22 protein-coding genes and 1 pseudogene are annotated in these 26,091 nt (G+C 54.5%); 17 read left to right on the plus strand and 6 right to left on the minus strand.

Going from position 1 to position 26,091, the window contains the following annotated elements; genetic code table 11:
- The first annotated feature begins 28 nt into the window (after nt 1–28).
- The 17 genes and pseudogenes from SLW75_RS17165 (at nt 29) to SLW75_RS17245 (ending at nt 17,619) form a co-directional block, all read left to right on the plus strand.
- Entirely contained in the window at nt 29–502 is a 474-nt protein-coding gene (locus SLW75_RS17165; protein WP_410935011.1) for a YmfL family putative regulatory protein, read from the plus strand.
- A 76-nt stretch (nt 503–578) separates the two neighbouring features.
- Nucleotides 579–860, plus strand: a complete 282-nt coding sequence (locus SLW75_RS17170; RefSeq protein ID WP_346628053.1) for an ogr/Delta-like zinc finger family protein — start codon at nt 579–581, stop codon at nt 858–860.
- Entirely contained in the window at nt 860–1,234 is a 375-nt protein-coding gene (locus SLW75_RS17175; RefSeq protein ID WP_410935012.1) for a hypothetical protein, read from the plus strand. The genes SLW75_RS17170 and SLW75_RS17175 overlap by 1 nt, the downstream gene beginning before the upstream one ends.
- Before the next feature lie 64 nt (nt 1,235–1,298).
- Nucleotides 1,299–1,532, plus strand: coding sequence for a hypothetical protein (locus SLW75_RS17180; protein ID WP_346628055.1), 234 nt, complete (start codon nt 1,299–1,301; stop codon nt 1,530–1,532).
- Between the two features lie 2 nt (nt 1,533–1,534).
- Nucleotides 1,535–4,339 carry a toprim domain-containing protein gene (locus SLW75_RS17185; RefSeq protein WP_410935013.1) on the plus strand — a complete coding sequence of 935 codons (2,805 nt, stop codon included), beginning with the start codon at nt 1,535–1,537 and terminating at the stop codon, nt 4,337–4,339.
- Nucleotides 4,340–4,379: 40 nt separating this feature from the next.
- A complete protein-coding gene (locus SLW75_RS17190) occupies nt 4,380–4,751 on the plus strand; it encodes a hypothetical protein (protein ID WP_410935014.1) in 372 nt (123 codons plus the stop codon).
- 37 nt (nt 4,752–4,788) lie between these two features.
- Nucleotides 4,789–4,926: a hypothetical protein gene (locus SLW75_RS17195; protein WP_199885209.1), complete on the plus strand. Its 138-nt coding sequence runs from the start codon at nt 4,789–4,791 to the stop codon at nt 4,924–4,926.
- A 470-nt stretch (nt 4,927–5,396) separates the two neighbouring features.
- The gene (locus tag SLW75_RS17200) at nt 5,397–5,600 is read left to right on the plus strand and encodes a hypothetical protein (protein WP_110950414.1); all 204 of its coding nucleotides are present in this window, start codon (nt 5,397–5,399) and stop codon (nt 5,598–5,600) included.
- Complete coding sequence (xerC, locus tag SLW75_RS17205) at nt 5,597–6,745, plus strand: tyrosine recombinase XerC (protein WP_410935015.1); 1,149 nt, start codon at nt 5,597–5,599, stop codon at nt 6,743–6,745. The genes SLW75_RS17200 and xerC overlap by 4 nt, the downstream gene beginning before the upstream one ends.
- 250 nt (nt 6,746–6,995) lie before the next feature.
- Nucleotides 6,996–8,036 (plus strand): EamA family transporter, encoded by a 1,041-nt coding sequence (locus tag SLW75_RS17210; RefSeq protein ID WP_410935016.1) that lies wholly within the window; start codon nt 6,996–6,998, stop codon nt 8,034–8,036.
- Between the two features lie 644 nt (nt 8,037–8,680).
- Nucleotides 8,681–8,889, plus strand: a pseudogene (locus SLW75_RS17215) (integrase); the annotation flags it as partial.
- A 1,102-nt stretch (nt 8,890–9,991) separates the two neighbouring features.
- Complete coding sequence (locus tag SLW75_RS17220; protein ID WP_410935017.1) at nt 9,992–11,947, plus strand: TOTE conflict system archaeo-eukaryotic primase domain-containing protein; 1,956 nt, start codon at nt 9,992–9,994, stop codon at nt 11,945–11,947.
- 539 nt (nt 11,948–12,486) lie between these two features.
- Nucleotides 12,487–15,324: a hypothetical protein gene (locus tag SLW75_RS17225; protein WP_410935018.1), complete on the plus strand. Its 2,838-nt coding sequence runs from the start codon at nt 12,487–12,489 to the stop codon at nt 15,322–15,324.
- 90 nt (nt 15,325–15,414) lie between these two features.
- Nucleotides 15,415–15,729: a hypothetical protein gene (locus tag SLW75_RS17230; protein ID WP_410935181.1), complete on the plus strand. Its 315-nt coding sequence runs from the start codon at nt 15,415–15,417 to the stop codon at nt 15,727–15,729.
- Nucleotides 15,729–16,193, plus strand: coding sequence for an AAA family ATPase (locus tag SLW75_RS17235; RefSeq protein ID WP_410935182.1), 465 nt, complete (start codon nt 15,729–15,731; stop codon nt 16,191–16,193). Before SLW75_RS17230 ends, SLW75_RS17235 begins: the two co-directional genes overlap by 1 nt.
- Nucleotides 16,194–16,406: 213 nt before the next feature.
- Nucleotides 16,407–16,727 (plus strand): hypothetical protein, encoded by a 321-nt coding sequence (locus SLW75_RS17240; RefSeq protein WP_065987406.1) that lies wholly within the window; start codon nt 16,407–16,409, stop codon nt 16,725–16,727.
- Between the two features lie 142 nt (nt 16,728–16,869).
- Nucleotides 16,870–17,619: a substrate-binding periplasmic protein gene (locus SLW75_RS17245; RefSeq protein WP_410935019.1), complete on the plus strand. Its 750-nt coding sequence runs from the start codon at nt 16,870–16,872 to the stop codon at nt 17,617–17,619.
- Nucleotides 17,620–17,654: 35 nt separating this feature from the next.
- On the opposite strand, the gene SLW75_RS17250 is transcribed toward SLW75_RS17245, so the two are convergent.
- The 6 genes from SLW75_RS17250 to SLW75_RS17275 all read right to left on the minus strand — a co-directional run bounded on the left by SLW75_RS17250 (nt 17,655) and on the right by SLW75_RS17275 (nt 25,872).
- Nucleotides 17,655–18,614 carry a quinone oxidoreductase family protein gene (locus tag SLW75_RS17250; protein WP_410935020.1) on the minus strand — a complete coding sequence of 320 codons (960 nt, stop codon included), beginning with the start codon at nt 18,612–18,614 and terminating at the stop codon, nt 17,655–17,657.
- 223 nt (nt 18,615–18,837) lie between these two features.
- On the minus strand, nt 18,838–19,614 hold the full coding sequence (locus tag SLW75_RS17255; RefSeq protein WP_410935021.1) for an AraC family transcriptional regulator: 777 nt from the start codon (nt 19,612–19,614) through the stop codon (nt 18,838–18,840).
- 143 nt (nt 19,615–19,757) lie between these two features.
- Nucleotides 19,758–21,026, minus strand: a complete 1,269-nt coding sequence (locus SLW75_RS17260) for an OprD family porin (RefSeq protein ID WP_065987410.1) — start codon at nt 21,024–21,026, stop codon at nt 19,758–19,760.
- Between the two features lie 242 nt (nt 21,027–21,268).
- Nucleotides 21,269–21,499, minus strand: coding sequence for a hypothetical protein (locus SLW75_RS17265; RefSeq protein WP_083233037.1), 231 nt, complete (start codon nt 21,497–21,499; stop codon nt 21,269–21,271).
- 180 nt (nt 21,500–21,679) lie between these two features.
- Entirely contained in the window at nt 21,680–22,786 is a 1,107-nt protein-coding gene (aguA, locus tag SLW75_RS17270; RefSeq protein WP_410935022.1) for an agmatine deiminase, read from the minus strand.
- A 170-nt stretch (nt 22,787–22,956) separates the two neighbouring features.
- A complete protein-coding gene (locus SLW75_RS17275; RefSeq protein ID WP_410935023.1) occupies nt 22,957–25,872 on the minus strand; it encodes an aminotransferase in 2,916 nt (971 codons plus the stop codon).
- Nucleotides 25,873–26,091: the final 219 nt, after the last annotated feature.

Raw genomic sequence — 26,091 nt, forward strand, 5'->3', positions numbered from 1 at the left:
TGCAGTTCTGCCGGTGAGAAACCAGAAGATGAAACGCACCGTTCTAGAAACCCGCCGCCAAGTCGTCAGCGCAGTGATCTGTGCTTACCCGGGCGGGCGTGACTGCGCAGCACCGCGACTCGGCATGTCGGTCAAGAAGTTTGATAACCACGCTTATGAAAATGCCGGCAGTCGCCCGTTGACGGACGAGCAGATCTGCCTTCTGGAAGCACAGACCGGGACCACCCACCTGCCGGACTTCGTCTGCGGCCTGTACGGCGGGGTTTTCGTCCCCGTTGCCGAGGCAGGTCAGCTGGACAACCTTGATCTATATGCACGCTCGATCAACACCTCAATCAAGCGTGGTTTGGTCGACGCCATCATTGCCAAGGCCCTCGAAGATGGGGTCATCAACGACAGCGAAGTGCAAGACATCCTCACCGCGCACCGCGCCCACGTCGCGGCCAGCCATGAAGAGATCACCGCCGTGATCGTTTTGCACCGGGAACGCCCGGGCACGTAGGAACCGAAGTAGGCGCAGGAAGCGCCGCCAATTCTCGGCATCAGCCGAAGGCCGCAACTAGCGGCGGGGAGAACAAGTGAGCACCTACAAATTGGTATGTCCGCACTGCCAGGGGCGAATGCGCATCCGAACCAGTGAGGGCACGCACATCTTTTTGCGCATCACATACATGCAGTGCACAAATGAGCCTTGCAGTTGGTCTGTTCGCGCTCAGTTCGAAATGACGCATGAAATGAGCGCCTCAGGAATGCCAAATCCTGCAGTCCGACTGCCGGTAGCGCCAGTTGCGATGCGCCGAGAGGCGATGCGAAAGGAAGGCGAAAAACAGATGGATCTACTGGGATTGGAGACGGCCTGATGAAAATCGTACTGAAAGCGCAGAACCCTGAACTGGAGTATCGCTCGACGATGCAGAGCGCCGCCCTGTGCTTCATGCAGCGTCACCAGGGTGAACACCTGGACAACGACCAGCAGCTCTTCGTCCGGGCTGTGACCTATCTGCAGACCTCTCTCGAAGTGCCCCTTTATCTCGCTGAGACGCTCGCGGCCCTTGCCTACAGCAAGCTGCGCTCCGCTGGCGATCAGCGCCGGCTGGATCTTGCCAACAGCAGCGAATCCGTGGCGGTGCTCACTGACCCCACCAGCGGCAATGCCTACGCCATCCCCGTCGCCCATATCTTCGAGCAACTGATCGACTTGCCCGGGCAGCGACAGACAACCCCGACCATCTGAACAAATAGCACGACCCAGAGCGTATGGGTTTGGGCGAATTGCGCCCGAAATCAGGGATACAGCCATGAGCACAGCACTTTCGATCCGAATGGACCTGAGCAAAAGCCTTGCAGAAGCCTTGCAGTACGAGCTGCGCGAGCGGCTACGCATTGGGATTCAAGAGCACTGGTATTCGGATGAGTTCCGGCGCGTCCCTGACGGTCTGCGCTCCGGCGCGATCCTTTCCGCTTACCCGGCCCTGGCAGCACAAAAAACCACTCTCGGCGCCTTACAGGCCGCCATAAGTAAGCAGGCTTGACGATGGAAGACGTAATCCGGGCTGACGTATTGACCCGACTCGAAAATGACTACGGGCTGAAGCATCGTGCCGGCACAGATTTCATGCGCGGCGGTGTATGCCCGGCATGCGGCAAAAAAGAGCTCTACTCCAGCTTCGTGAACCCGTGGTTCATCAAGTGCGGCCGGGAAAGCAAGTGCGGTCAGCAGTGGCACGTTAAAGAGCTGTACGACGACATTTTCGACGACTGGAGCAAACGGGCGCCGGCAACTGATGATCAGCCCACTGCCACGGCGCGCGCCTACCTAGAGTTCGCTCGCGGGTTCAAGATGGACCTGGTCGCAGGCCTGTTCACTCAAGAAAGCTACTTTGATCGGGATTTGGAGATCGGATCGGCAACCGTGCGCTTCTCTTTGGAGCGCGGAGGTTATTGGGAGCGCCTGATCGACCGACCTCACCGGTTCGGAAAGAAGAAGGCTCGGTTCAAGCCGAAGGAATCTTACAGGGGCTATTGGTGGTGTTCCCCGCACGTCGACCTCTCCAATACCCGCGAGCTCTGGATTGTCGAGGGGATCTTTGACGCCATTGCCCTGCAGCACAACGATATCGACGCTGTCGCCGCGATGTCGTCCAACGCCTTTCCGGAAGCTTCGCTCAAGGCGCTGATCACGCTACGGGCTGGCAGTCTCCCAAGGCTTGTGTGGGCGCTGGACAATGAACCAGGCGCACACAAGTACACGCGCAAATGGGTGGCAATGGCCCGTGCGATGGGATTTGAGTGTACTGCCGCGCAGATCCCGCAGCGTGATGCGCGAAAGGTGGACTGGAACGATCTACATCAGCGCTGGGCGTTTATCGACGACGAAGCCGACCGGCAGAAGCGGTTGGACGGCGACCTCGCCGAAGCACGCCACCACGGTGCCCTGCTGATCGCGGAGAGTGCCTCGGAAAAAGCGCTGCTGATGTACGACTGGCGCGAGCGCGAAGAATTTCACTTTGGCTTCGAATCCCGTCTGTACTGGTGGAAGCTGGACATCAGCAAGTTCAACAGCGCCATGCAAGCGCTGGAGACGAGCGAAAACCACGAAGAGCAGCAGCTGAACAACAAGGCAATGCGAGAGAAGGCGCTGCGCATGTCCGGCTGCGTGGTGGAGATCGCCAACTGCTACCCGCAGGCCCTGTATTTCCAACGCAACGAGATCACCGACGAATCCTGGTACTTCTTCCGAGTCGACTTCCCCCACGACGGCGTGTCGGTGAAGAACACGTTCACCGGCGGCCAGGTCGCGGCCGCGAGCGAATTCAAGAAGCGCCTTCTGGGCATGGCTGCAGGCGCCGTGTTCACTGGCAGCGGTCAGCAGCTCGACAAGATCATGAAGGACCAGCTATTTGCGATTAAAACGGTCCAGACGATCGACTTCGTTGGCTACAGCAAAGAGTACGCCTGCTATGTCTACGGCGACATGGCAATCAAGGATGGTCAGGTCGTGGCGGTCAACGACGAGGAGTTCTTTGAGTTCGGAAAACTGCGACTCAAGACTTTGCAAAAGGCCGTACCGGTCCGCATTCAGCGCGATCCAAAGGAATACAGCGATGAATGGGCAAAGCTGCTTTGGACGTGCTTCGGCGCCCAGGGCGTGGTCGCGCTGACGTTCTGGTTCGGATCACTGTTCGCCGAGCAGATCCGGGCTCGTTACCAGTCGTTCCCCTTTCTGGAAGCAACGGGCGAAGCCGGCGCCGGTAAAACCACGCTGCTCAACCTGCTGTGGAAATTGCTTGGCCGGTCTGGCTATGAGGGTTTTGACCCCTCTAAATCGACCAAGGCCGGCCGAAGCCGGTTGATGGGTCAAGTTTCCGGGATGCCGGTGGTACTGCTGGAATCTGACCGAAGCGGCGACGACAAATCACACGCCAAGAACTTCGAATGGGACGAGCTGAAGGATTACTTCGGCGGCGGCACATTGGCGACCAAAGGCGTCAAGACGGCCGGTAACGAAACCTACGAGCCGCCGTTCCGGGGCACGATCGCGATCAGCCAGAACGCTCCGGTTGTAGCGTCCGAAGCCATCATGACGCGGATCGTTAAGCTTCATTTCGTCCGCCCGGCTGTCACTACGGCGAGCCGCGAGGCTGCTGACAAGCTCACAGCGCTGGACGGCAACAAGCTCAGCCACTTCCTGCTGCAGGCGGTCAAGCGTGAAGCCGACGTCATGTCCACCCTTGCGGACAAGATCCCGGCTCACGAAGCCCGTTTGCGCCGGCTGCATACCCATTGCGTCAGCTGCGATACGGCGTACCCGCCTGATAGCGAAAAGTCTGCGTGCCAGAAGTGCGGCAACCAGTTGCGCGGATACATTCGGGTCGAGCGGATCGTAAAGAACCACGCGCAGCTTCTCGGCCTGGTTGACTGCATTCGTTCGCTGGTACCACTGACTGACGCACAAATCACTGCGACACAACGCTGCATCGTCGGCATGGCGATCGAGCGCCAGAGCTCAATCAGTGCAGACCACCCGGTAGTGGCCGAATTCTGGGAGGTTTACGACTACCTGCAGAGCCTGGATGCCGAAGGCCCAGTGGTAAACCACAGCAAAAAAGACAACGTCATCGCCATCAACCTCAACGAGTTCGTCGAGCGCGCCGCCGAGCATCGCCAGAAGCTGGCCGACGTCAGCGAGCTGCGCGATCGCCTCAAGGAATCCCGCCGGCACAAATTTCTGGAATCGAATAAGTCGGTGGACAGCAAAGTCCGGGCTCATCACGCCATGCGACATAACAACACGATCACAAAGTCCCCGATCGTTAAGTGCTGGATTTTTCAGGCGTAGGGCTGCAACCCACGCCGAATAACCCTGAAAGGAGAGAACCATGCAAACACCCCCTGAGCAGAGCCTCGAAAATCTCGAATTGCTCTTCGCCTTCGAAGACTGGGCCAAACCGCGCGGATACGACGTTGCTCGCAATAGCGTCCAGTTCGAGAACTTGGAAACCCGCGCCGCATGGCTGGGCTTCGAAGCAGCTCACGGTCCGGCGGGTTGCCGGCCGGCAGGTCAGCAGCTATACGCACACATCAAAAAGGACAGCGACTACGCCCACCAATCGGACAAGCTTTTTCAGGTTCGGGTAATGAAGGCCCCCTATGACGACTACGTCGTTCACGGCGGACCGGGCGGCTTATATCGCCTGCGTGACGTGAATTTCTATGTGATCGAGGACGGTAAGCAGTACCGCCTCACCTAAAGCCGGCTGCAACCGGTCAACCCTGAAGGAGAGAACCATGCGCAATACAGAACCACTTGAACAAGCCGCACGCGGCGCCCTACTGGGGCAGTTGTTGGGCGCAGTACTGACTGTGACGCTGATCGCAATTGTCGCGGTGCAGGTTCCGGATCTGATGATCTGGATCCTTCGCTAGAAATCAAAATGAAGTCGGTGCCATGGGGCTGCAACCCCATGGCACCTACCACCCCTGAAAGGAGAGAACCATGCAAGCTCAAATCCTCAAAGGCAGCGCGGCCGAGGCTACCATGAACACGATTGTGGATGGACATACGTTCAAGCTGAGCGAGGTGCTTGATGCCTAAGCAAGCCACTGCCCGCCAACGACCAACGATGGCGAGCCACCGACTCGATCTGCCGAGCATTTGCGACATTTGCGGTAAAGCTCGATCGACTCGCACCCATCAAAGCTGCAGCCGCATTAGGCAAAAAAGAAAAGAGGATGAATGGACGGAACTGATGGCTGAGAAGGTTGCTGCGAGATTGGCCCGAGGCAGACGCTATTCCCGGTAGGCTTTCCTCCAGAAGATCGCTCACTTTTTTCTAACAACTATGCCCCGGCACACTGACTACACTCACCGGGGCGTAAGAGATCCTGAGGCAACCATGTCGAGCAATGTCTTGATATTCGAAGACCTGCAGCGCATTACCGGATATCAGCGCCGGTCTGACGTTGAACGGTCACTCATTGAGCAGGGCGTCCGCCTGTTTCGAGGCCGTACCGGCCCGTGGACAACTCTGGACCTTATCAATCAAGCAGCTGGGCTGACCCCAGCATCGAACGAACGGTACGAACCCGACATTTTATGAAGCGAGCGAGGAAGCGGAAGCACAATCCGAACATCCCTGCCCACGTCGATCAGGCCGCCCTTCCGGCGGCCATTTTCTTCGACCAGCGCGGCAACGGAGTTTGGTACACCCTCCACAGGGACGAAACCGGCAAACAGCGGCGCCGCAATGTGGCGCCTGCAGACGTGTCTCTGGCAGAACTACATCGGATCATGGATGAAGCATCGAACGTCGACAGGGGCACACTCCGTTACATCTGTGAAAAGTTTCACGAAAGCGATCGCTATAAGAAACTCAAGCCAAAGACGCACGACGACTACTGCTACTCCCGAGACGTCCTGCTGAACATTCCCACCAAATTGGGCAAGCCGCTGGGCGACCTCGCTGTGAAGAAGTTCACCGCTGCCCTGGTGCAACGCATCGTCGATCGGCTTGCAGACGAGGGCACCCCTTCAAAAGCTGCGCATGCCCTCCGATATCTGCGCCGGGTTCTGCAGTGGGGGCGCAACCGAGGTTATCTAGAAATCAATCCAGCGCTGGGCATCGAGGCGCCGATCGAACGCAAACAGCGCCGGCTGCCCACACAAAGCGTCATGGACGATCTGATCGATCGGGCAACAGCTCGCGGCCGGCTCGCGCGCAACGAACCCGGTGGCTGTCCGGAATATTTACCGATCGTGATGGAGCTGGCCTATCTGTGCAGGCTTCGAGGTATCGAGGTCGTCACCCTCACAGACGCCAATGAGCTGGAAGAAGGGATTTTGACAAACAGGCGAAAGGGCAGCAGGGACAACATCGTTCGTTGGACGCCGCGCCTGCGGGCCGTGTGGGACAGTGCAAAGGCGTACCGATCACGCACTTGGGAAAAACGCAGAACACCTATTCCGATAGCGCCAGATAGAAGACACATCATCGTTGCAAGCCATGGCGGTACTCTGCGCAAGTCGAGTCTTGATACCGCCTGGCAGCGTTTCATCACACTGGCACTCAAGGACGACGTGATTACGCCCCAGCAGCGTTTCGCGTTGCACGACTTGAAGCGAAGGGGCATCACAGACACCGCTGGCAACCGAGCGGACAAGCAGGAAGCCAGCGGGCATCGTGATCCGAAGATGATGGACATCTACGACCATAGCCTACCCGTGGTCTCCCCAGCCGCAGACTGATTAACCACAGGGAGAAGTGAATGAATTTCGTGGAATGCTACTTAGAAGAGTTGGTAGAGACGAACGACATCGGCTGATATGTCGAAGCATGGCATTCGGGGCTCGGCGGCGGAATGCATCTGCATGATATCTGGCCTTTTCCTGGGGAGAATATGTGTAACCGTCCGGCCAAAACAACTTAGCTATCAAAGAAAACCGTGCGCCTCGCGGTATGATGCCTCCTCACGAAAATTCTGGTGCGGAGTTATTGATGAACCTGAGCGTTTTGTATGCGTTGGCCGCTGCCGCGTTATTTGGTGCCAGCACGCCGCTTGCCAAGTTGCTAGGTCTCAACATTCCCCCTGTGTTACTTGCAGGCCTCCTTTACTTGGGCAGTGGTCTGGGCCTGACCGTTGTCCGTTTTGTGCGTGACCATGGCTGGAAACCGGCCGGCCTCGGGCCCTCTGAATGGCCTTGGCTTCTCGGCGCAATCGCGTTCGGGGGAGTGCTCGGGCCCGTTGCGCTGATGTTCGGATTAACCAGGACATCCGGCGCCACCGCTTCTTTGATGCTCAACCTCGAAGCTGTGCTCACGGCCTTATTGGCTTGGGTAGTATTCAAAGAAAACGCTGATCGGCGCATCGTATGGGGAATGATCGCCATCGTTGCCGGCGGTATTGTTTTGGCGTGGCCTCTTGAAGCCATGCAGGCTCATGACTGGCTTGGGCCGTTGGCAGTCTCTTTAGCCTGTTTCTGTTGGGCAATCGATAACAACCTGACGCGAAAGGTGTCTGCATCAGACGCGCTTTTTGTGGCGGGCTTCAAAGGCTTGGTAGCTGGCTTAGTCAATTGTTCGCTGGCCCTGCTCCTTGGATCTAGGCTTCCCGAGTTTTCGGTGCTTGCACCGACGCTAGGGCTTGGTTTTCTAGGTTATGGCGTCAGCCTGGTGCTCTTTGTACTAGCGCTGCGCGGCCTCGGTTCGGCACGTACAGGAGCGTACTTTTCGACCGCGCCGTTTCTAGGAGCCGCCATCGCAATCGTAGCTATGGGCGAGCCTGTGTCTTTGTCGTTTTGGCCAGCCGCTGCGCTGATGGGTATTGGGGTATGGCTCCACCTTACTGAAAGCCACGCGCACGAGCACCAGCACGTATCGTTGACGCATGGGCATCGCCACGTTCACGACGAGCATCACCAGCACGAACACTCGTTTGAGTGGAGTGGGACTGGTGCGCACAGCCATGTTCATGAGCACGTGCAGATCCGCCATAGCCACCCACACTTTCCGGATATCCACCACAGGCATACGCATTAGGTGCTTGGATTGGAATACACACGGCGGAATATGCCAGTGCCTCGAAGATCCGGGGGCCACGATTAGCGGCCCCGGACACTGAGCAAACCTCGCGTAACAAGCGCAACAGGACCCGCATCATTAGCGGGCTCTGGCGCATCAGCACGTAACAAGGAATCACGTAACCCTTTGATTTCATTGTTTTAACCACCTACCTTGTAATCAGTAGGTCCCGGGTTCGACTCCTGGTGCCGGCACCATACAATGTTTCTTAGAAAGCTTTTAACATCTCTGAAACTTCCGAAAAACCCGCCTTCTGGCGGGTTTTTTCGTTTTGGAGGTTTCTCAGATTCCACCAGACTCTTATGGATACCAGCCGCCTCAAGGATAGAAGCAGGGGCAAGGGCAAGGGCATTCGATAAAGGGAGCAATACCCTATTTCACGCCCCACTGCCCCACTTTCCGACTCGGCTCTACACCGTGGTCAGCCTCTCCGATGCGCGTAAGAAGCGCCTGGAGGTCCGATGGATGCCCGCGGAGGAGATCGACCATATCGAGTCCAAACACCAAATCAAGGCGCAGTCCTCAATTCAAGTCCGAACCTTCGAAAGTGTCGCATTGGAATGGCAAAAGAGATGTCTGCCAAACGGGAGATTTTACCGCACCGCAGCGGCAACCTACTGGCACCGAACGAAAGCTCCCTTGATTTCCAACGGGGAATCGTCCGCCCCGCGCGGGAGTATTCCTTGCACACAATTTAAGCGGTTTCCACGAGTTTCGGGCAACCTATGCGTACGAACGCTACGAGCAAATCACTCTGCATCTCGCACCCATCAACGGTGGCATGTGCTGCCAGCTCATCACGCGGTGCTAGGATTGCTTCGACATATGTGGCAACGTAGAGTCGTAGGAGGCGACCTTCAGGATGAAAACCTTGGCATTGAGACTTCCAAATCAGACGTCACGGGCGGTCCCAGTAAACCTGAACATTCAATGCCCAGACGGAAGAAAAAAACTGGGCAACTACGATAGAGCGCATAATGGATGAGAGCGTTTACATCTCTGGCAGAGAAACTCAAGGCTACTACTTCAGCAAGGTGGAGTTTTGTGATGAGAAGATATTTGTAAAGAAGCGCTGTGTTTCTTCTGGACTATCATATGTCCAGGTCATTCCACATCACCGATTCGCATTTCACTTTTTTGCCAGCATTGAACGCTTAGCCTTGACCGCTTTTCACCAACAGCATCAGTGCAGAAACCTAGCGGATATTAATGCGCATCAAGAGCCGGCTTTAAACTCTCACGGCTTAACCAGGGCCAGTAACCAGTGTCCGCCAATGCGCTTGAGCAGCCAAATCGAACCAATCACCAACTCAAACCTAGATTCCTTGAACAAGAGAAAAACACCCAAAGAGGGTTCGGGCACGCATAAATGCGGTAAGTTCGGGTATGAACATCCTGGAGTATTAAGAATAATACATAGGTTGATCGCTCAAGGTTATTTCCTAAGATCGAAAACTTCGCAAAATAGACCGCGTTTTTTGCAATACGATGATCAAACTGACGTCCGAAAAAGTGGGTACCGCCAAGCTCGCCTATCCGAAACAAGTATCGATCGATATCCTTCTAATTAAAAACGAGGGCAAACTCAGCATTATTGCCGAGAGGAAGTATGGCAGCCGTATTAGTACTTTGCTTTTTTAGCTTCCCGTGCATTTGTCGACTCCCTTAGCAAAACTCGAACTTTTCTCAAGGTGACTATAGCTAAATTATTTTATCTGAGTCCGCATGAAAGGCCGACTGCAACATGATTTAAAATAGCCAACTCCAGATCAGTATAACAATCCACAGAGCCATACTTTATGAATTCAAGAAGAACCAGACACTAACTTAGTACAATACAAATAAAACGTTTCTGTCAAGGCAAGAACTATCTTGTCCGAAAAAAGCGGTTAGACTTAACTCTGGAGTTGACTATGTTAAACGAATTAGCAGCGTTACTACATGATTTTTTCGCCACAGATCAAGCTTCCCACGCACAGCATCAGCCAGATGGGAAGTACAGGAGAAAACCTGGCGCAGTTACGAAAAAGCTTTTGGAGAAGACTTTAAGGACTTCCGGATCACTGGCAATTTATCAAAAAAATAACGACTTAACAATTAAATGGATTTGTTTTGATTTCGACATTTCAAAAGCAAATTTGGAAAATGAACTAAGGCAGACTGCACAAAATGAGCTTGAGCGCGCAGTGACTAGTTTCTGTAATTCACTCAACAGGCTAAATGTCCCTTATCTGCTTGAATTCTCGGGAAACAGAGGCTTCCACGTTTGGATAACCTTCAGTGAAAAAACCAGCTATCGTACAGGCTATGAAATCCAACAAGCTTTGATAGAGAGCACACAACTTCATTACAATAAAGACCTGATAGGAGTAGATCTTTTTCCAAGTTCAGGCACTCCAACAGATGGGACTGGCCTGGGTGTAAAGGTTCCACTTTCAAAACACACCAAATCAAAGCGTTATGCTGTGCTGTTAAAGGCGCAATCGGAAATTGCTACAATCAAACATACCACAGAACTTAATAGTGAAACCATAAAATCAAGTCTTGAAATTTTAAAACAACATAAGAGCACAAGCAAATCTGAACTAGAAACTGCCTTAGGGGTAATCTTCAACTTCACTCACGATGAAACATTTCGACCCGCAAGAATAAAATCCATCGGAATACAGAACAACGGTTTTACATTAGATGCTTTGCAAGCACACTGGAATGATCACCCTCCACTCCATATTCTAGGCAATAAAATAAAAGACGGCGTAAACCTCAACAACGAGGATAGAAAACTTCTTGTTGGCATGCTCTACAATATCAAAGCTAAAAACCTAGAAGATGCAGGACAAAAAATACTCGTAGATATATTTAGCAAAAGCGAAAACTATAATCCCGAGATAACAATTCGATCTATTAAAAAACTGTCTTCATTTAACTTTCCATCGCAAGAACAAATAGAAACCACTACGAATGAAAAATTCCCTAATTCGCTAACTGTCGAAGAGCTGATTAAGGCTTGCATTCCGACGTACACTCACTTTACAGACGCAACGTTTGAGATATCAAAATCTGACATTGAGATAACTAAAACAGCCGAGCTTAACTACTTATTTTTAAATGACGAAGCTCAGTCTAAAGTAGTAATGAACGAGCTGTCTTCGACTGATAGCTACCGGCTATTAAACTTAGTCAATGACGTAATACAAAAACCGAAGTCAGCAGAATTTTATAAGCACCTACGCAACGAAGAACACAAAGTGCGGACGCTTATCACGCTAAAAACCCCCGAGAGACTGACAACCTCGTGCATATTGAAGCAATTGATTTATTTTTTAAATATCCCCCCAAGCAGCAACTCTCATGGATACAAACCAAACAAAGGATTTAGTGACGGCTACATATTTCAGCCATGGTTGTATCTTTGGATCAAATTTGTATCTAACATAAGCAGCGGAATCGAAGATCCCGACAACAAAAACTATTACATACTTAAAACGGACATTAAAAGCTTCTATGACACGATCCCTCATGACAACCTCAAAAGGATGTTACTCGGAGGAGTGAATCCTAGGATAGACGCGAAGCTAATTGAGTTATCACCAGAATCAAAAAGCTCATACCAATCGCACATTGACACTCTCTTTGAAATAACGGAAAAAGCTGTCAACTCAAAAGTTGGCTTGCCTCAAGGACCAGCTTATGCAAGGTACTTAGCTGAGCTATACTTGGACAATCTTGATCTAAACCTTGACTCAAGATTGCAACTAGAAGAAATTCAGCTCTACCAACGTCACGTCGATGACATCTTCATTATTACCCCTCCGAAGATTCTGCCAAATCAGCACTCGCATTACTTCGTGCAGAGCTCGAACTGCTAGGGCTGGATATAAACAATGAAAAAACCAGCATTACTAAAATAGGACATTTCTCAAAAGATTTTAATACTTATCGCTCTCAATCAAAATATGCTGTTGATAAAGTCTCAAGAAACTTCGCCGATTCGACCACCACACAAAAAAATCTAGCAATTACCGAGTTCATCAAACTCGTTCAATCTGACAGCTGCAATGACGACTTGGCTTTTATATTTTCACATCTAGCGGGCGTAGCAGCTCTCGACCCCTTGAAAAGAGAAAAGGTCCAACCAACACTGAACTCCAGAATAGGGAGAGGAAGCCTGTATAAGCATTTATTTAGTTTTGTTTTAGATTCTCCTGAAAACTGGAACTCGCTTGAGTCAGTAGATTATCTTGACGAACTTCAATCAGAAGTATTCACCGCAAGCCTTATAACTGCACTTGAATCTAGCAAGTCGGCTTCAGACGACATGAAAAAACTGTTCACTCGACTTGAGAAGAAATTATCAAAATCTCAGTTAACATATTAGAACCTCACCTACCTAGCATTAGTTTTTGATGTGGAAATCGATTTAAAAGAAATCCCTTCACTACACATAATAAACTGCTTGATAAGCCTCCCTGAAAATGAAAACTTAAAGATTAACAAACACTTAGTCGAACAATTAAACACCGCCCTAAATGATATAAAAGAGCTGCCAAGATTCATTGAGGCTATGTACCCCCTTTGTGCTAGCTTAAGCACTGAACGCAAAGATCTCAATGATCTAGCTGCTACATTCTATGCAAAGCTTTCAACTGATGAAAGAAATGGCAAACTATCGATAGATTCCCCCCCAGAGATATGTGCTCCTTCAACGGCGTCTAAATACTACTATCTGTTATGTCTATTCTCTATATCCAATAGAAACAAGTCCACCGAACTCTTGAGAAGTTCTTGGAAATACTGCGCTCATGTTTTCAATACTTATGAGACAGAAATACTTCACCGAGCACCGGACTGGTTCAAAAAAATAAGCCACATAGAATACAGCCAAGAGAACGTGCTACTTTTAATATCTACAATTGTTGACGGGAATATCTTCCGCGGGCTTGTTGATAAAAGAAAAATATTTGAGAAATTTCATAGTCTCCTACTGATTTACATTACGCTCCAAGATAACGATCTTAAAAACGCAAGCATCGAGAAAGCGCTTGACGAACTCAAAGATAAGGCTGATTTCTATAAATGGCTTATCGACAAAGATCAGACTTCAATATTTCCGACAACAAACAAGTCTTGGTTTGAAAAAAACATTATCGAAAACAGCTCAATAGTATTGAAAAGAGAAAAATTTATTCTTTTTAGGAAGCCAACTATCAATTTCCATTCAACAAGCAGCCCTTTGAATGAGCACAACGGTTACAGTGAAATTGTTGTCGACTACACGCCGGAAAATCTAAAAACCCTCACCGAATCTATTTCCGAACAGTCCACAGGACAAAAGCTTAAAAAGCTCATTGACATAATAAATCTGTGTAGAAGTTCAGGGTCGTATCCAAATATATTTTGTAAAGACCCGCTACTTACTGAAGATACCTTATTGCCCTTTAGCCAAGAGTTTATAAATTCAAGGACAATAATCCTTGAAGACAGGAACGGCAATATCGAGACGTTAGTTAACAACCAGAAAAACTTTATTAAAGGTTACTTTCGGTCAGTCTCAAGTCAAGACACCAACATTCTAATAATTAAGAACAAGTATATTGACAATTTGAACGAGACTATTGACACTGTCGAATTCATTAAACACCTGCTATTACAGATTGAAGAAATAAGTGGATCTGAAGATTCGTTTCATTTTGACTTAGCTGCTGCAGGTGCCCTATATCTATCGATCGAGGAAACTGAACCGGCAAAAAGAATCGAAAAATTTGTCGATCAATATCATCGCTTCAATCAAAACGACAGCGATCGCCATATATATGCCGTAGATCAAAGCACGACCCCAAATGATAGCACTCCAATACATTTATTAAATACTATAGAAACAGTCTTAAAATTAATTCCTACAACAGTGACTCCCTCTTTAGCCTTATATCTTCATATCGATATCGACAAATATAGAAAGGGCTTCTGTGATCTCTTAGAACGGCACTGTGCCGAAACATCAGTCGTAGATCCAGTCCAATTTAAACGCATCAGACCCATAATATCTCCAATCAACGAGTCGCTACATTTTGATGGCAGAGATTACTCATTCGATACGGTACAGCTAGTAAATATCACAACGAATGAAGTCCATCAGTTTGAAACAAAACACTCTATAGCCTTAAGTTCGTCTGAGCACGTCTATTCCTATCAGGACTCGTCCGGCATCTATATTGCAGCCATGCACAGCGCTATAAGCAAGATTTATAAATCGATAACCACCCGGTTGGAGCTTTACTCATCCAAAAGCAATCACTTCAGAAGCTACCCAACTACTATTTTTGACGAGAAAAATATATTGTCGCTGAACGGCTTCAGCTCTGCCATAGATGTAGTTTCGACCCACAGAGACATATCTAAAACCGATGCGCATTCGTGTTTGGTGAAGTGGCTTAGCTCCCTCCCAAGAAAATTTCACCAAGCGCTAGTTACATTAATATCTGCTCACACCGTCATATACAAAGAAGACATCTACAATTTTACTAAAAAAGTCGAAACCTTACTTAGTGAACAAGGCAGCAATCCTTTTCTTATAAAGCACATTGGCGACTACAATGGCACGCACCGAGTATTATTCAAGGACAACGACATTGGCCGAAGTATCGAGAGCCTCTCTCCCGCAAATATCAGACTTGATTCAGAAAGAGCGACCATCATAACCGACACAATCATCACAGGATCGCAAATAATTTCCTCAATGAAATTCTATTTGACGGGTATAGAAACTAAGTCTAACTCAAATAACTTCTTAATCCCATTCGAACATAGGGAAGCCTTGATATCAACTTTCAAAAAAATAAAATTTATTGATATCTGTACGATTGTATACACGAAAACTGCGATTAAAAATATTGAGACATATCTAAAGAATGAGATGAATGAGATCGTAAAAGTAAATGTCATCTGCGGAAAAGATCTCGGTGAGGATGCGCTCTTCGGCACTACGAGTCGAATAGGAGAACAGGATAAGGATTTGATTCGCACCATCCTCAGGGACCAAGAATCGATGCAGAATCTTCGCGACCATCTTGATGTGATCCCCGCATTCAAAAGGTCGAAGTCAAATATCGACGAGGAAATAAATAAAACTAATTTGGTTGCGCGATACCAATCGCTACCAAAAAAATGTTTTGAATTTCTAAAAACAGGTTTGAGGCATGAGCCTACATGTCATCCGCTTACTAGGATAAGCGAGCTAAATGAGTAGTCCGGAGGTTCGGCCTATCTAATGATCATTTATGGTAGGGGGATATTTGTCGTCTGCCCCCTATCTCTCCAAGGAAACTGAGAGGTGCATATGACGTTTGTAGAGCTTTGCCTCAAAGGTGACGCGCTGGAGGAAGAAATCGACCAGTTTGTCGAGGCGTGGCACGACGGCCGTCAAGGTGCGGACCTGGCGTTGCACGAATATCTGGGCATGCGATGGGAGAAGTACCAAGTGTGGTCGACGACTCCATCCGTACTGCCTTTGGTATTGGCGGCCCATAGGTTCGGTACATCACTGGAGGATCAGCTTCCTCAGGACACATTTACGATTGCAGAGCGGGCACGCGCGTTGTCCGAAGCAGCCAAAATCGAGCCGCGGCTCAGCAACATAGGCAAAATATCGTGATTCCCGAAAATGAGACGGCGAAGCTCACACTCCACCTCCTATGCGGCAAGATCGCATCCGGGAAATCCACCCTAGCGAACGCCCTAAAAGCCGAACAAGCAGCGATCCTGCTAACCGAAGACCATTGGCTCTCAAGGCTATACCCAGACCAGATCCACTCGGTCGCAGACTACGTAACACTTTCAAGAAGACTCCGAGATGTCGTAGGCCCTTTAGTCATCGACATGCTAAAGGCCGGGATCAATGTGGTGCTTGATTTCCCCGCAAACACTCCCGCAGACCGCCACTGGCTACGCAGTCTGGCAGATACCGCCCAGGCCTCGCACAGCCTGCACTTCCTCGACGTCGACGACGACACTTGCCGAGCCCGGCTGCACCTCAGAAACGAGCGCGGTGAACACGACTTCGCAGCAACCGACGCTGAATTCGATTTGATCACCAGCTACTTCCAAGCCCCAGACTAGGAAGAAGGGCTCAACGTAGTCATTCACCAGGATCGCTCCTAAACGGCTGCCACCCGGAGAGAACCCAGCCATCAGGTTCAAACGGCGCCCTAAGATTCAGAGCGCCCCCTCCCCCATCCCGCCCCCATCGAGTAACGTATACCCATCCAACGGGCCCTCGCGTCTGCGTCAGGACAGCGACCCGTCATTAGAAACACGACAGAAGGCCCAACCGTGCACAAAGTCCGATTGATCAAGTACGTCTGGACCCACCAGACCCCGGAGATTTCGTCTGAATGGTCCAAGCTGCTCTACGAAGTGGAGCTGCCGTTCGTCCCTTTCCATGGCTTGAACATTCAGTTGCCGATGCAGCGCGTCTGGCGGATTCGGGATGTTGAGTGGAACGTAGAGGAGCAGACCTTTCGGTGCCACATCGAAGATCAATTCATGAACTTGCTGGATGTGGATGACTCGTACGAAGACTGGATCGAGATGTTGGTGGAGTGTGGCTGGGAGATGAGCGGTCGCTACACCAATGAGCACAACAAGACCTGAGTCGCCGCCACCTGAGTATGTTCTCTGCAGTAGACGCAGGACGCGCACTGCGACCGGCAGAAATGAAGATCGATGCCAGACTGGATAACAAACCTGGCACAAGGGCTGTCCTGGCGCCTTATTTCCCCTGAGCATAACTGCCATGAAATGGATTTCCTGTTGTACCCGTTACGCGGCCAGCGCGCTGTTGGCGTGCTCGTCAGCGGCATCTGCGCTGCCGGTCGTTGACGTGTACGTGGCCGAAGCGCCGCCGCTGACCATGGTCAGTCAAGGCGACCATCACGGGATCGCGGGCGACATCACCCTGCAGGCCATGGCAATGGCCGGGTATTCCGCCCACCTGCTGTCGCCGCCGTGGCCACGGGCGCAGCGGGATGTGGAGCTTGGCACCAACAAGCTCATCGCGCCGCTGACCCGCACGCAAAGTCGCGAAGACAACTTCATCTGGATCGCGCCGGTGATGACAATGGACCGGGCATTTTTCAGCCTTGATCGTCACGTCGAGACGTTTGAGGAGGCGCGCAAGGCCTTCAAGATGATTGCCGTGGGCAGTGGCTCGGCGCAGGAGACGCGGCTACGTGAGGAAGGTTTTTCCGCCGCTCAGATTTATCCGCTGAAGATTGGCGAGAACCCGGCGCTGATGTTGCTCAAGGGCCGGGTGGACGCGTGGTTCAACGGCGTGCCGGAAACGCTTTATATCTGGAAGCAGATCAGTGATCGCCCGCTGATGATGAGCCGGGCATTGATGACCGCCGATTTGTATCTGGCGTGCTCCAAAGACTGCGACCCCCAGATGGTCGAGAAGCTGAAAACCGCGATCGAGACGCTGCGGTCAAACGGCTCGATCAAACGCGTCCAGCATGACTACCTCAAAGGGCTACCCGTCCAGTAATCCTGCGGCCCTGCCCCAACATTCGTGCTTGCCTGTCACGGCAGCAGAATGACTTTGTCGACGCCGCCCTGATTCACTTCCGCATAACGCGCCAGGCCTTCTTCCAGCGGCGACTCAATCAGACCGGTTGGCAGCGGCAAGGTGCCGTCGTCGAACTGTTTGCCAAACTGCTCCAGCATCCGTGCGCAGGCTTCGACGCCATACAGCAGCGAGTTGATCCCCACCACCGAACCGCCCTTGCGGTACAGCGCCAGCGCAGGCAGTTGCACGTGGCCGTCCACCGGCGCGGCGATGATTGCGATGCGACCGAACTGGGCCAGCGCAGGCACAGAAGCCGGCAGCCAGAAGCCCGTGGTGTCGAAGATCACGTCGGCGCCGCCTGGAAAAACAGCGTTCACTTGAGCACCCAGGTCTTCCGGTTTGTCGAGCTGGATCGCGTTGAAGCCTTGCTCTTGCAGCGCTTTCAGCTGATCCGGCTTACGCACCGCTGCCAGCACCTGAGCGCCGCGCACTTTCGCCAGTGCGATAGCGGCGCTTCCCACTGCGCCATTGGCGCCGATGACCAGCAACCGGGTGCTGGCCTGCACGAGGCTGCGCTCAAGCGCGTCCCACGCCGTGGTGTACGGCACGCCCAGACTGGCGGCCTGAGTAAAGCTCAGCGAGGCAGGCTTGATCGCCACGCCTTTGGCCGGCAGCGTGATGTAGCCGGCATGGGAGCCGTCGCGGACAAAGCCGATTTCCTTGCCGGTACCCCATACTTCCTTGCCGATCAGTGCCTGCGGGCCTTCGACGACTACGCCCGCGAAGTCACGCCCCGGAATGCGTGGCATCGTGGTGTAGGGGAAGCGGCCCAGGACGTTTTTGACGTCGCTGGGGTTCAGGCCCGCTGCTTTTATCTGCACCAGAACTTCGCCGGCCGCCGGGACGGGCGTAGGCAGATCGACGACTTCCAGCGCAGCCAGGTCGCCGGTGCGGGAGAATTGCAGTGCTTTCATGATGGGTTCGTCCAGAGTGGGGAAAGGGGGTCGTCGGTTCAGGAGGCCAGATGGGAGAAGAACTGCTTGCCCACGCCAGAGCCATTCACCGGCCTGCATGCCAAGCAGGCCAACCATTGCGAGCAGAGGCGCGACGGCGTTAAGCGATGACCAGAGTGTAAGGGGGGCCGGCAAGGGCTGCCGGCCAAGAGCTTCTGAATTTCGGACAGTATCGGCGCAGGCGTTAGTGAGATGGATCAACCACCGGGTACTGAGAAGGCGCCATGCCCAGTTCGCGGCGAAACATGTCGCTGAAGCTGCTCGGCGAATACCCCATTGAACGAGCGATGGCGTTGACCGGCACGCCCTGGATGATCTCCGCCACCGAGGTCGCCAGTTGCACCTGCCGCCGCCACTCAGCAAAGCCCATGCCGAGCACCGCCTGAAACAGCCGGGACAACGTTCGCACACTGGCCCCGGCGTTTTCCGCGTGCTGCTCGAATGACACGTCGATGGACGGCTCGATCATCACCGCCTGACAAACGCTCATCAGCCTGCGGTCGCTGTCATCGGGCATCGGCACTCTCAGCAGCGAACGCCGGGCGCGTTTGAGTTCGAGCAACGCCAGTTTCACCACGGCGTCGTAGTAGTCCGACTCCTTGTCCTGCTCGGCGACCAGACCGACGATCAACTCGCGCAGCAATCGGCCGACTTCCAGTACCTGAACGGTAGCGTCGAGGGTTCGGGCGAGCGCCGGCCGCAGGTAGATGTTGCGCATTTCCAAATCCGAGACCACGCGGATGCCATGGGGCACGCCGGGCGGCAACCAGACCGCCCGCTGCGGCGGCACGACCAGCGCTTCGTTGGGCGTCTCCACCCACATCACGCCCGACATCGCATACAGCACCTGCCCCCACTCATGTTCATGGGGCTCGATGTACAACCCGCGGGGATACGTCCGTGACAGAGGCTGCACAGGGACGGCGGTGTTGGAGAGGTCGGGCGGCGCGGCGATTGCCATGGTGAAACCGGCTGGAGTGGGATGCGGCGATGGTAGCGGGAGAGCGGGCAGGATCACCAGTTCAGTCAACCCTCATACCCGAACGCCCTGATCTTGCGACCGGGGCGTCTGGGTGAAGCCGTCAGCTCTTCAGCCGTTCGACATCAAAACACGTTGATCGGGTAATCGACGAAGATCCGCGTTTCGTTACCGCCGACGTTGTACTGGTCCACATCGTTGGAGACGCGCAGGAACGAGTTTCGCAGGCGTACCGACAGGTCTTTGACCGGGCCGCTCTGGACCACGTAGGTCAACTGGCTGAACAGTTCACGCTCTTCGCCACGCCCACGGTCGCTGCCGTCGTCGATGTTGTCGCCGCGCACGTAGGCCACGCGGTAGCTGAGGCCTGGCGTCACGACGGTGCCCAGGTTCACGCCATAGCCCACCTGCCACGAACGCTCGTCCTTGCCGTTGAAGTCTGACCAGTAGGAGTTCGCCAGGTAGATGGTGTTGCCGCCATCGCCGGTGCCGCCTGCGTTGCGATAGCCCCCGTAGGTGTAGCCGGTTTCGCCGGTGCTGCGCTGATGCGCGAGGGTGAATGAGTGGATGCCCACCGCCCAGGTCGCCGCCAGGCTCCAGATCTTGTTGTCGCGGGCGTCGTCGACGGCGAAGTCTTTGTCCAGCTTGGTCTTGTAGCCGTTGAAGTCGAAGGTCAGCGACTGATCTTTCGGCATCGCCCAGACGTAGTTCAGGTTCACGTACTGCTTTTTCAGCACGTCTTCGTCGTCGGAGGCGTAAAACGCGGCGCTGAGGGCCTCGGTGAATTTATAGCTGCCGCCGTACACGTTGATGCTCTTCAGATCACCGCTGTCGCGGCCTTCGGCGCTCTTGCGGGCTTCGGCGGTGAAGCGGCCGGCCACCAGCGTGAGGCCCTTGATCTCTTTGGAGGTGATCATGGTGCCGGTGTAGGACTCAGGCAGCAGGCGCGAGCCGTCGTACGTCAGCACTGGCAGCTCGGGCATCATGTCGCCGTACTTCAGTTCGGTATTGGACACCCGGAATTTGACCGCACCGCCGAAACGCGACAGGTCGTCCGCCGCATTGCCGCTGTCGCCCTGCTTGAAGAAGTCGATACCGCCTGCGCCGCTCTTGCCCTTGCCACCGTCCAGACGCGCTGCGTACAGGCCGAAAGCATCAACGCCGACGCCCACCACGCCTTGGGTGAAACCGGATGTGTAGCCGGCCATGAACGCCTGCCCCCATTCCGAGCGGTCCTGCGGTCCGTTTTTGTAATCGCGATTGATGTAGGCGTTACGCAGGTTGATCTTCAGGCTGCTGTCTTCAACAAATCCTTTGGAATCTGCCTGACCGTCCGCCATGGCGTGAGTGGCGGCGAGAATGCTCAGGGCGAGCAGGCCGATACGCTGTTTCATCTTGTTGTCCTTGTGAGCGGATTAATCGCGCGCTGTGGCAAATGCCCGGTGTGGGCAATTGCGTCTTCCGGCTCTGAAACAGTCCCGGAAGCCCGCACGAAATCATCACAGTGGAGGACTGATGCACGTACATGGCGCTAGGCCACAGGCGGTGGGGGCGCGAATGCTATCCCCCGTCTGCGGAAGGTGTCAATTTGATGGGAGTCAAACGGAGCCTCTGCAGTGCCTGATGCCGCCCTTCGTCAGCTGTGGAGCACGCCCAGCAGCGCTTCGATTTCCGCGTCATTGATCAACCCGCTGGGGTATCGCCTGGACAGCATCTTGCGAAAATCACCGCGTTGTTTCAGCGCCTGCAGCTCTTGCATGCGCACCAGCGGGATCCGGGTCGTCCGTAACCAGTCCGCCATCATCTGCCGTGCTTCACTGCTCGCAGAAAAACCTCGAGCCACTCGCAACTCATGACCTGCGTTCATAAGGACAACCTCTTATGTCGTGGACTGCGAAATCTACGGAGCTTTTGTTACAGACGGACGACCCCGCAAGGGCATTTACGCGCTGCTGGGATCCCGTCTTCCTACGACCGGCTTGAAACCGTCCAGCCATAAAAAAGCCCATCGTCTGATGGGCTTGATAACAGCAAGAAGCGAACCAACTCAGCTGCGGTGGGGCGCCGGCTGCTGCTGCGTCAGGCAGTGAATGTTGCCTCCACCCAGCAACATTTCGCGGCCCGGGACCATGACCACCTCGTGTTCAGGGAACAGCTGCTGGAGAATCTGGCGGGCCGTGTCATCCATCGGATCGTCGAAACACGGGGCAATGATGCCGCCATTGACGATCAGGAAATTCACGTACGAACCGGCCAGACGCATCGATGGGTTGCGCTCCTGACTGCCGTGCACCTGATCCACCCCCGCGCACTCTTCTTCGGTGGCAAACAGCGGGCCCGGGATCGGCATCTTGTGCACGACGAACGGGCGTCCCTTGGCGTCGCGGGCGTTTTCCAGCACCGCCATGGCCGCCTGGCAACGCGGGAAATTGGGGTCTTTCGGATCATCTGTCCAGGCGAGTAACACTTCACCGGGACGCACGTAGCAGCAGAAGTTATCCACATGCCCGTCGGTCTCGTCGTTGTACAGACCGTCCGGCAGCCAGATGATCTTCTCGACCGACAGGTGATCGCGCAGCACGGCTTCGATGTCTTCGCGCGACAGATGCGGGTTGCGATTGCGATTGAGCAGGCATTCTTCGGTGGTGATCAGCGTGCCCTCGCCATCGACGTGGATCGAGCCGCCTTCCAGCACGAAACCTTCAGTGACGTAGCGGGGGCAGCGCTCGATTTCCAACACTTTGCTGGCGACCTGTTCATCCAGGTTCCACGGCGCGTACAGCCCGCCGTCGAAACCGCCCCAGGCATTGAAGCCCCAATTGACACCCCGGACCTCGCCCGCGTCGTTGATGACGAAGGTCGGCCCGCTGTCACGCACCCAGGCGTCGTTGCTGCTGATCTCGACGACGCGAATGTTGGGCACATTCAGGCGGGCGCGGGCGTTGTCGTACTGTGCAGCCGAGACGCCGACGGTGACAGGCTCAAACCGGGCGATGGCCTTGGCCACAGCAACATGATCGTTCTGCACCGGCTTGCCGCCCAGACGCCAGTTGTCAGGGCGCTCGGGCCAGATCATCCAGGTTTGCGTCTGCGGCGCCCACTCGGCAGGCATATAGAAACCATCGGCGCGGGGGGTGCTGTTGAGAGTGGTCACAGTAATCAGAACTCCATGAAACGACGAGGGCGTCTGCGGCAAAAGAAGACAGACGTTATAGACGATAAAAATCGGATTTAAAAACACTAATCAAGCAATCGGGGCATATCCGGGCATCTAACGCCGATATATATCGGAGTAAAGTCCAATCGTGACGGATAAGAGCCCGCTCAGCTCTCCAGTTCGCTCAGCACCTTCGACACGCTGTCGACAAAGAAGTCCACGCTTCGCCGGGTGGTGACCATGGGCGGCTTGATCTTGAGAACATTCAGATAATCCCCCGTAGGTTGCATGAAGATCCCCAGCTCACGGAGACGATCACACAGGTAAGTCGTTTCCTCGGTTGCAGGCTCCAGCGTCTCTCGATTGCGGACCAGTTCAAGCCCCAGATAGAACCCCGAACCATGGACGGCCCCGGCCAGCGGATGTTTGTCGATCAGCGCCAGCAGGCGTTCCTTGAAATAGCCGCCAACCACTTGGGCGTTTTCCCACAGCTTTTCTTCTTCCATGACGTCGAGTACCGCCATGCCGATGCGGCAACTCACCGGGCTGCCACCGGACGACGAAAAGAAATAGCCCTCAGCCTCCAGCGCTTCAGCGATTTCGCGACGGGTGATAACGGCGCCCAGGGGATGACCGTTGCCCATGCCTTTGGCCATCGTAATGATATCCGGCACTACGCCCTGCTCTTCGAAGCCCCAGAAGGAGTGACCGAGACGGCCATACCCCACCTGCACTTCATCGGCGATGCACACGCCGCCCTGGGCGCGGACTTTGTCGTAGACCTGCTGCAAATAGCCCGGCGGCAGCGAGATTCCGCCGGCGTTGCCGTACACCGGTTCACAGATGAAACCCGCCACTTGCCGCCCCTGCTCGGCCATCGCAGTCAGATGCGCGTCCACGCTGCGCAGGTAGAACGGTGTGCTGTCCGCGCCACGAAACTCACCGCGATACGTGTTGGGCGCAACCACGGGATGCACCCAATCCGGGCGCGTGCTCAGCGCTTGCGGGTTGTCGGCGATGGACGTCGAAATGGCATCGGTCGCCACCGACCAGCCGTGATAAGCCTCCAGCACGCTCAAGACATCGCGCCCGCCGCTGTAGGCCCAGGCCAGACGAATCGCCAGGTCATTCGCCTCGGTGCCGCTGTTCACCAGAAACACCCGATCCATCCCGGCGGGCGCCAGCTTCAGCAGGCGCTCTGAAAACTCGGCGATCGCCGCGTAATGAAAGCGTGAGTTGGTATTGAGCAGCGACCACTGCCGCGCGGCGACTTGGGCCATGCATGGATGACCATGACCGAGCACCGCGACGTTGTTGAGCATGTCCAGGTAAGAACGGCCTTGCATGTCGATCAGGTGGTTGCGCCAGCCGCGCTCGATCTGCGGCGGGGCCTGGTAATAATGCTTTTGGGACCGAGCAAAACTGGCATCGCGACGGGCAAGCAGCGCAGCAGAATCTGCCAACGTCGGCGCATCGCAATCGAAACCCAGCAGCCCTTTGGGTGACGGACACAACGCACGCCAGGCTGCGGCTCGCGAAGGCGCAGTGAACAGCGGCGGGCTCACGTCCGGCTCCGAACACAGCTGCACGATCAACGCGCCGCCGCCCTGCCCGATCACGTCGCCCGCGCCGAACTCGACACCGGCGTCAAAATCAGAGCGCACGCCCCACAGACGCAGGTTCACTTCGGCGCCCACCAACTGCAACGCGCCGTCGGCAGTGTGACGCAGGCTGCCGGCAAATGGCGCATGAACAGCGGTGCCGTGGGGGATCTGCAATTCGGTATGCAGCGCGAAGGTGTCCGGCTCTTTTGCACTGTCTGGCAGGGTGCGGGACAGCCGGTATTCGCCATAGCGACTGGCGGCCAGACCATGTTCGGCCGCCTCTTTCAGCAGTTGCTCGTCGATGCCGCTTTGTTCCCAGTTGCCCGCGACGAAATGCTCGCTGAGCACACCCAGATCGACCAAAGCAAAACCCTGCCCGCTCAAGCTCGGCAACAGCGGCGAGAACGGCTCGGCCTTTTTGTCCGCTTCCCATTCACCCACCGCGTCGAGAATCGCCGCTTCCATTAACGCAATCGGCACGGAGGTGGCGACGTCGAAGATGTTCCACTCGCTGGCCAGATTGGCCTGGATGTAAGCATTGTCCGGTTCAATGCTCGCCTGTTGCTCGCTGCTCAAGACCAGTACGGCCGAGCGCGCAACGATCAATGGCCACAGCGCCAGCAGTTCCTCGCTTTGAAGCGGGTTGATCTGGTGATAGGCCTGAATGGCGGGGAGGATGAAAAACGGATCGCCCTCGGCATGGTGCAGCAGCGCGGCGCAGGTCACCGAGAGGTCAGCGATGCGCCACGTGCGCACCAGATCACCAAAGTCGATCAGCCCTTGAAGCTGCCACTGGCGATGGGCATCTCTCGCCCAGACCACGTTGTACTCGGTGATGTCCATGTGAATGGCCTGCACCGGCAGCGACGCCACCAGCGGCAGCAAATAGGCCTGGGCCTGCTCGGCGGCCTCGGCGATACAGGCGCGCTTGTCGGCATCGGCGATGACCGGGAGCAGGTGCTCGATCAACGCGAAGGCATGACGCGGGTCCCACTGCAACACACGGTCCAGGCCTGGGTGCTCGAACCCGGCCAGCGCCACGTCGACACGGGCACAGAGCTGCGTCAATCCGGTCACGATGTGCCGGTTCAGATGCGCGACGTGAGCCAGTGACTGCCCGTCGATAAACTCCAGAACGCGCAGGTGCACGGCATTGCCGTTGTGCTCGACGGACAGCAAGTCCTCACCCTTCAGCGCCGGCATCACTGCCGGAACGCGCATTTGCGGCGCAGCGCCCAGATGCCGCAACGCTGCATGTTGCGCGGCAAGTTCGGTGGCTGAGTAAGCACCGTGGCAGATCTTCAGGACGAAACGTCGCCCGTCACCGCAGTCGAGCAGGAAGTTTCGGTCCTGATGGCTGCCCAACGCCTTCAACGTCCCCGACAGCCCGTAATACGTCGTCAGCCATTCGGCGGCCTGCGCGGCGTCGACGTCCGGGCATGGCAGGCTGGAGCGACGAATCAAAGTGTCGAGCGACATGGAGGAAGTCCTGAGAGATAGAGGCACGCCGACAATATCGCCAGTTGCGCGACCGTTAATCAACCCCGCGACCTGCGCCAGTCAAGAAATGCCTTGAGAGACCGATACATAGGCCAGACGTTAAACTCGTGCAACACCTGCGGCGGTTTAATGGCGCTAATTACGATGGGCCATCAATTAATATCATCGCTCGTCGGTGGATTGCTTCTTGCGCCAGTC

Source organism: Pseudomonas sp. W5-01 (genome assembly GCF_046540435.1).
In the GTDB taxonomy this organism is placed as follows: domain Bacteria; phylum Pseudomonadota; class Gammaproteobacteria; order Pseudomonadales; family Pseudomonadaceae; genus Aquipseudomonas; species Aquipseudomonas graminis_B.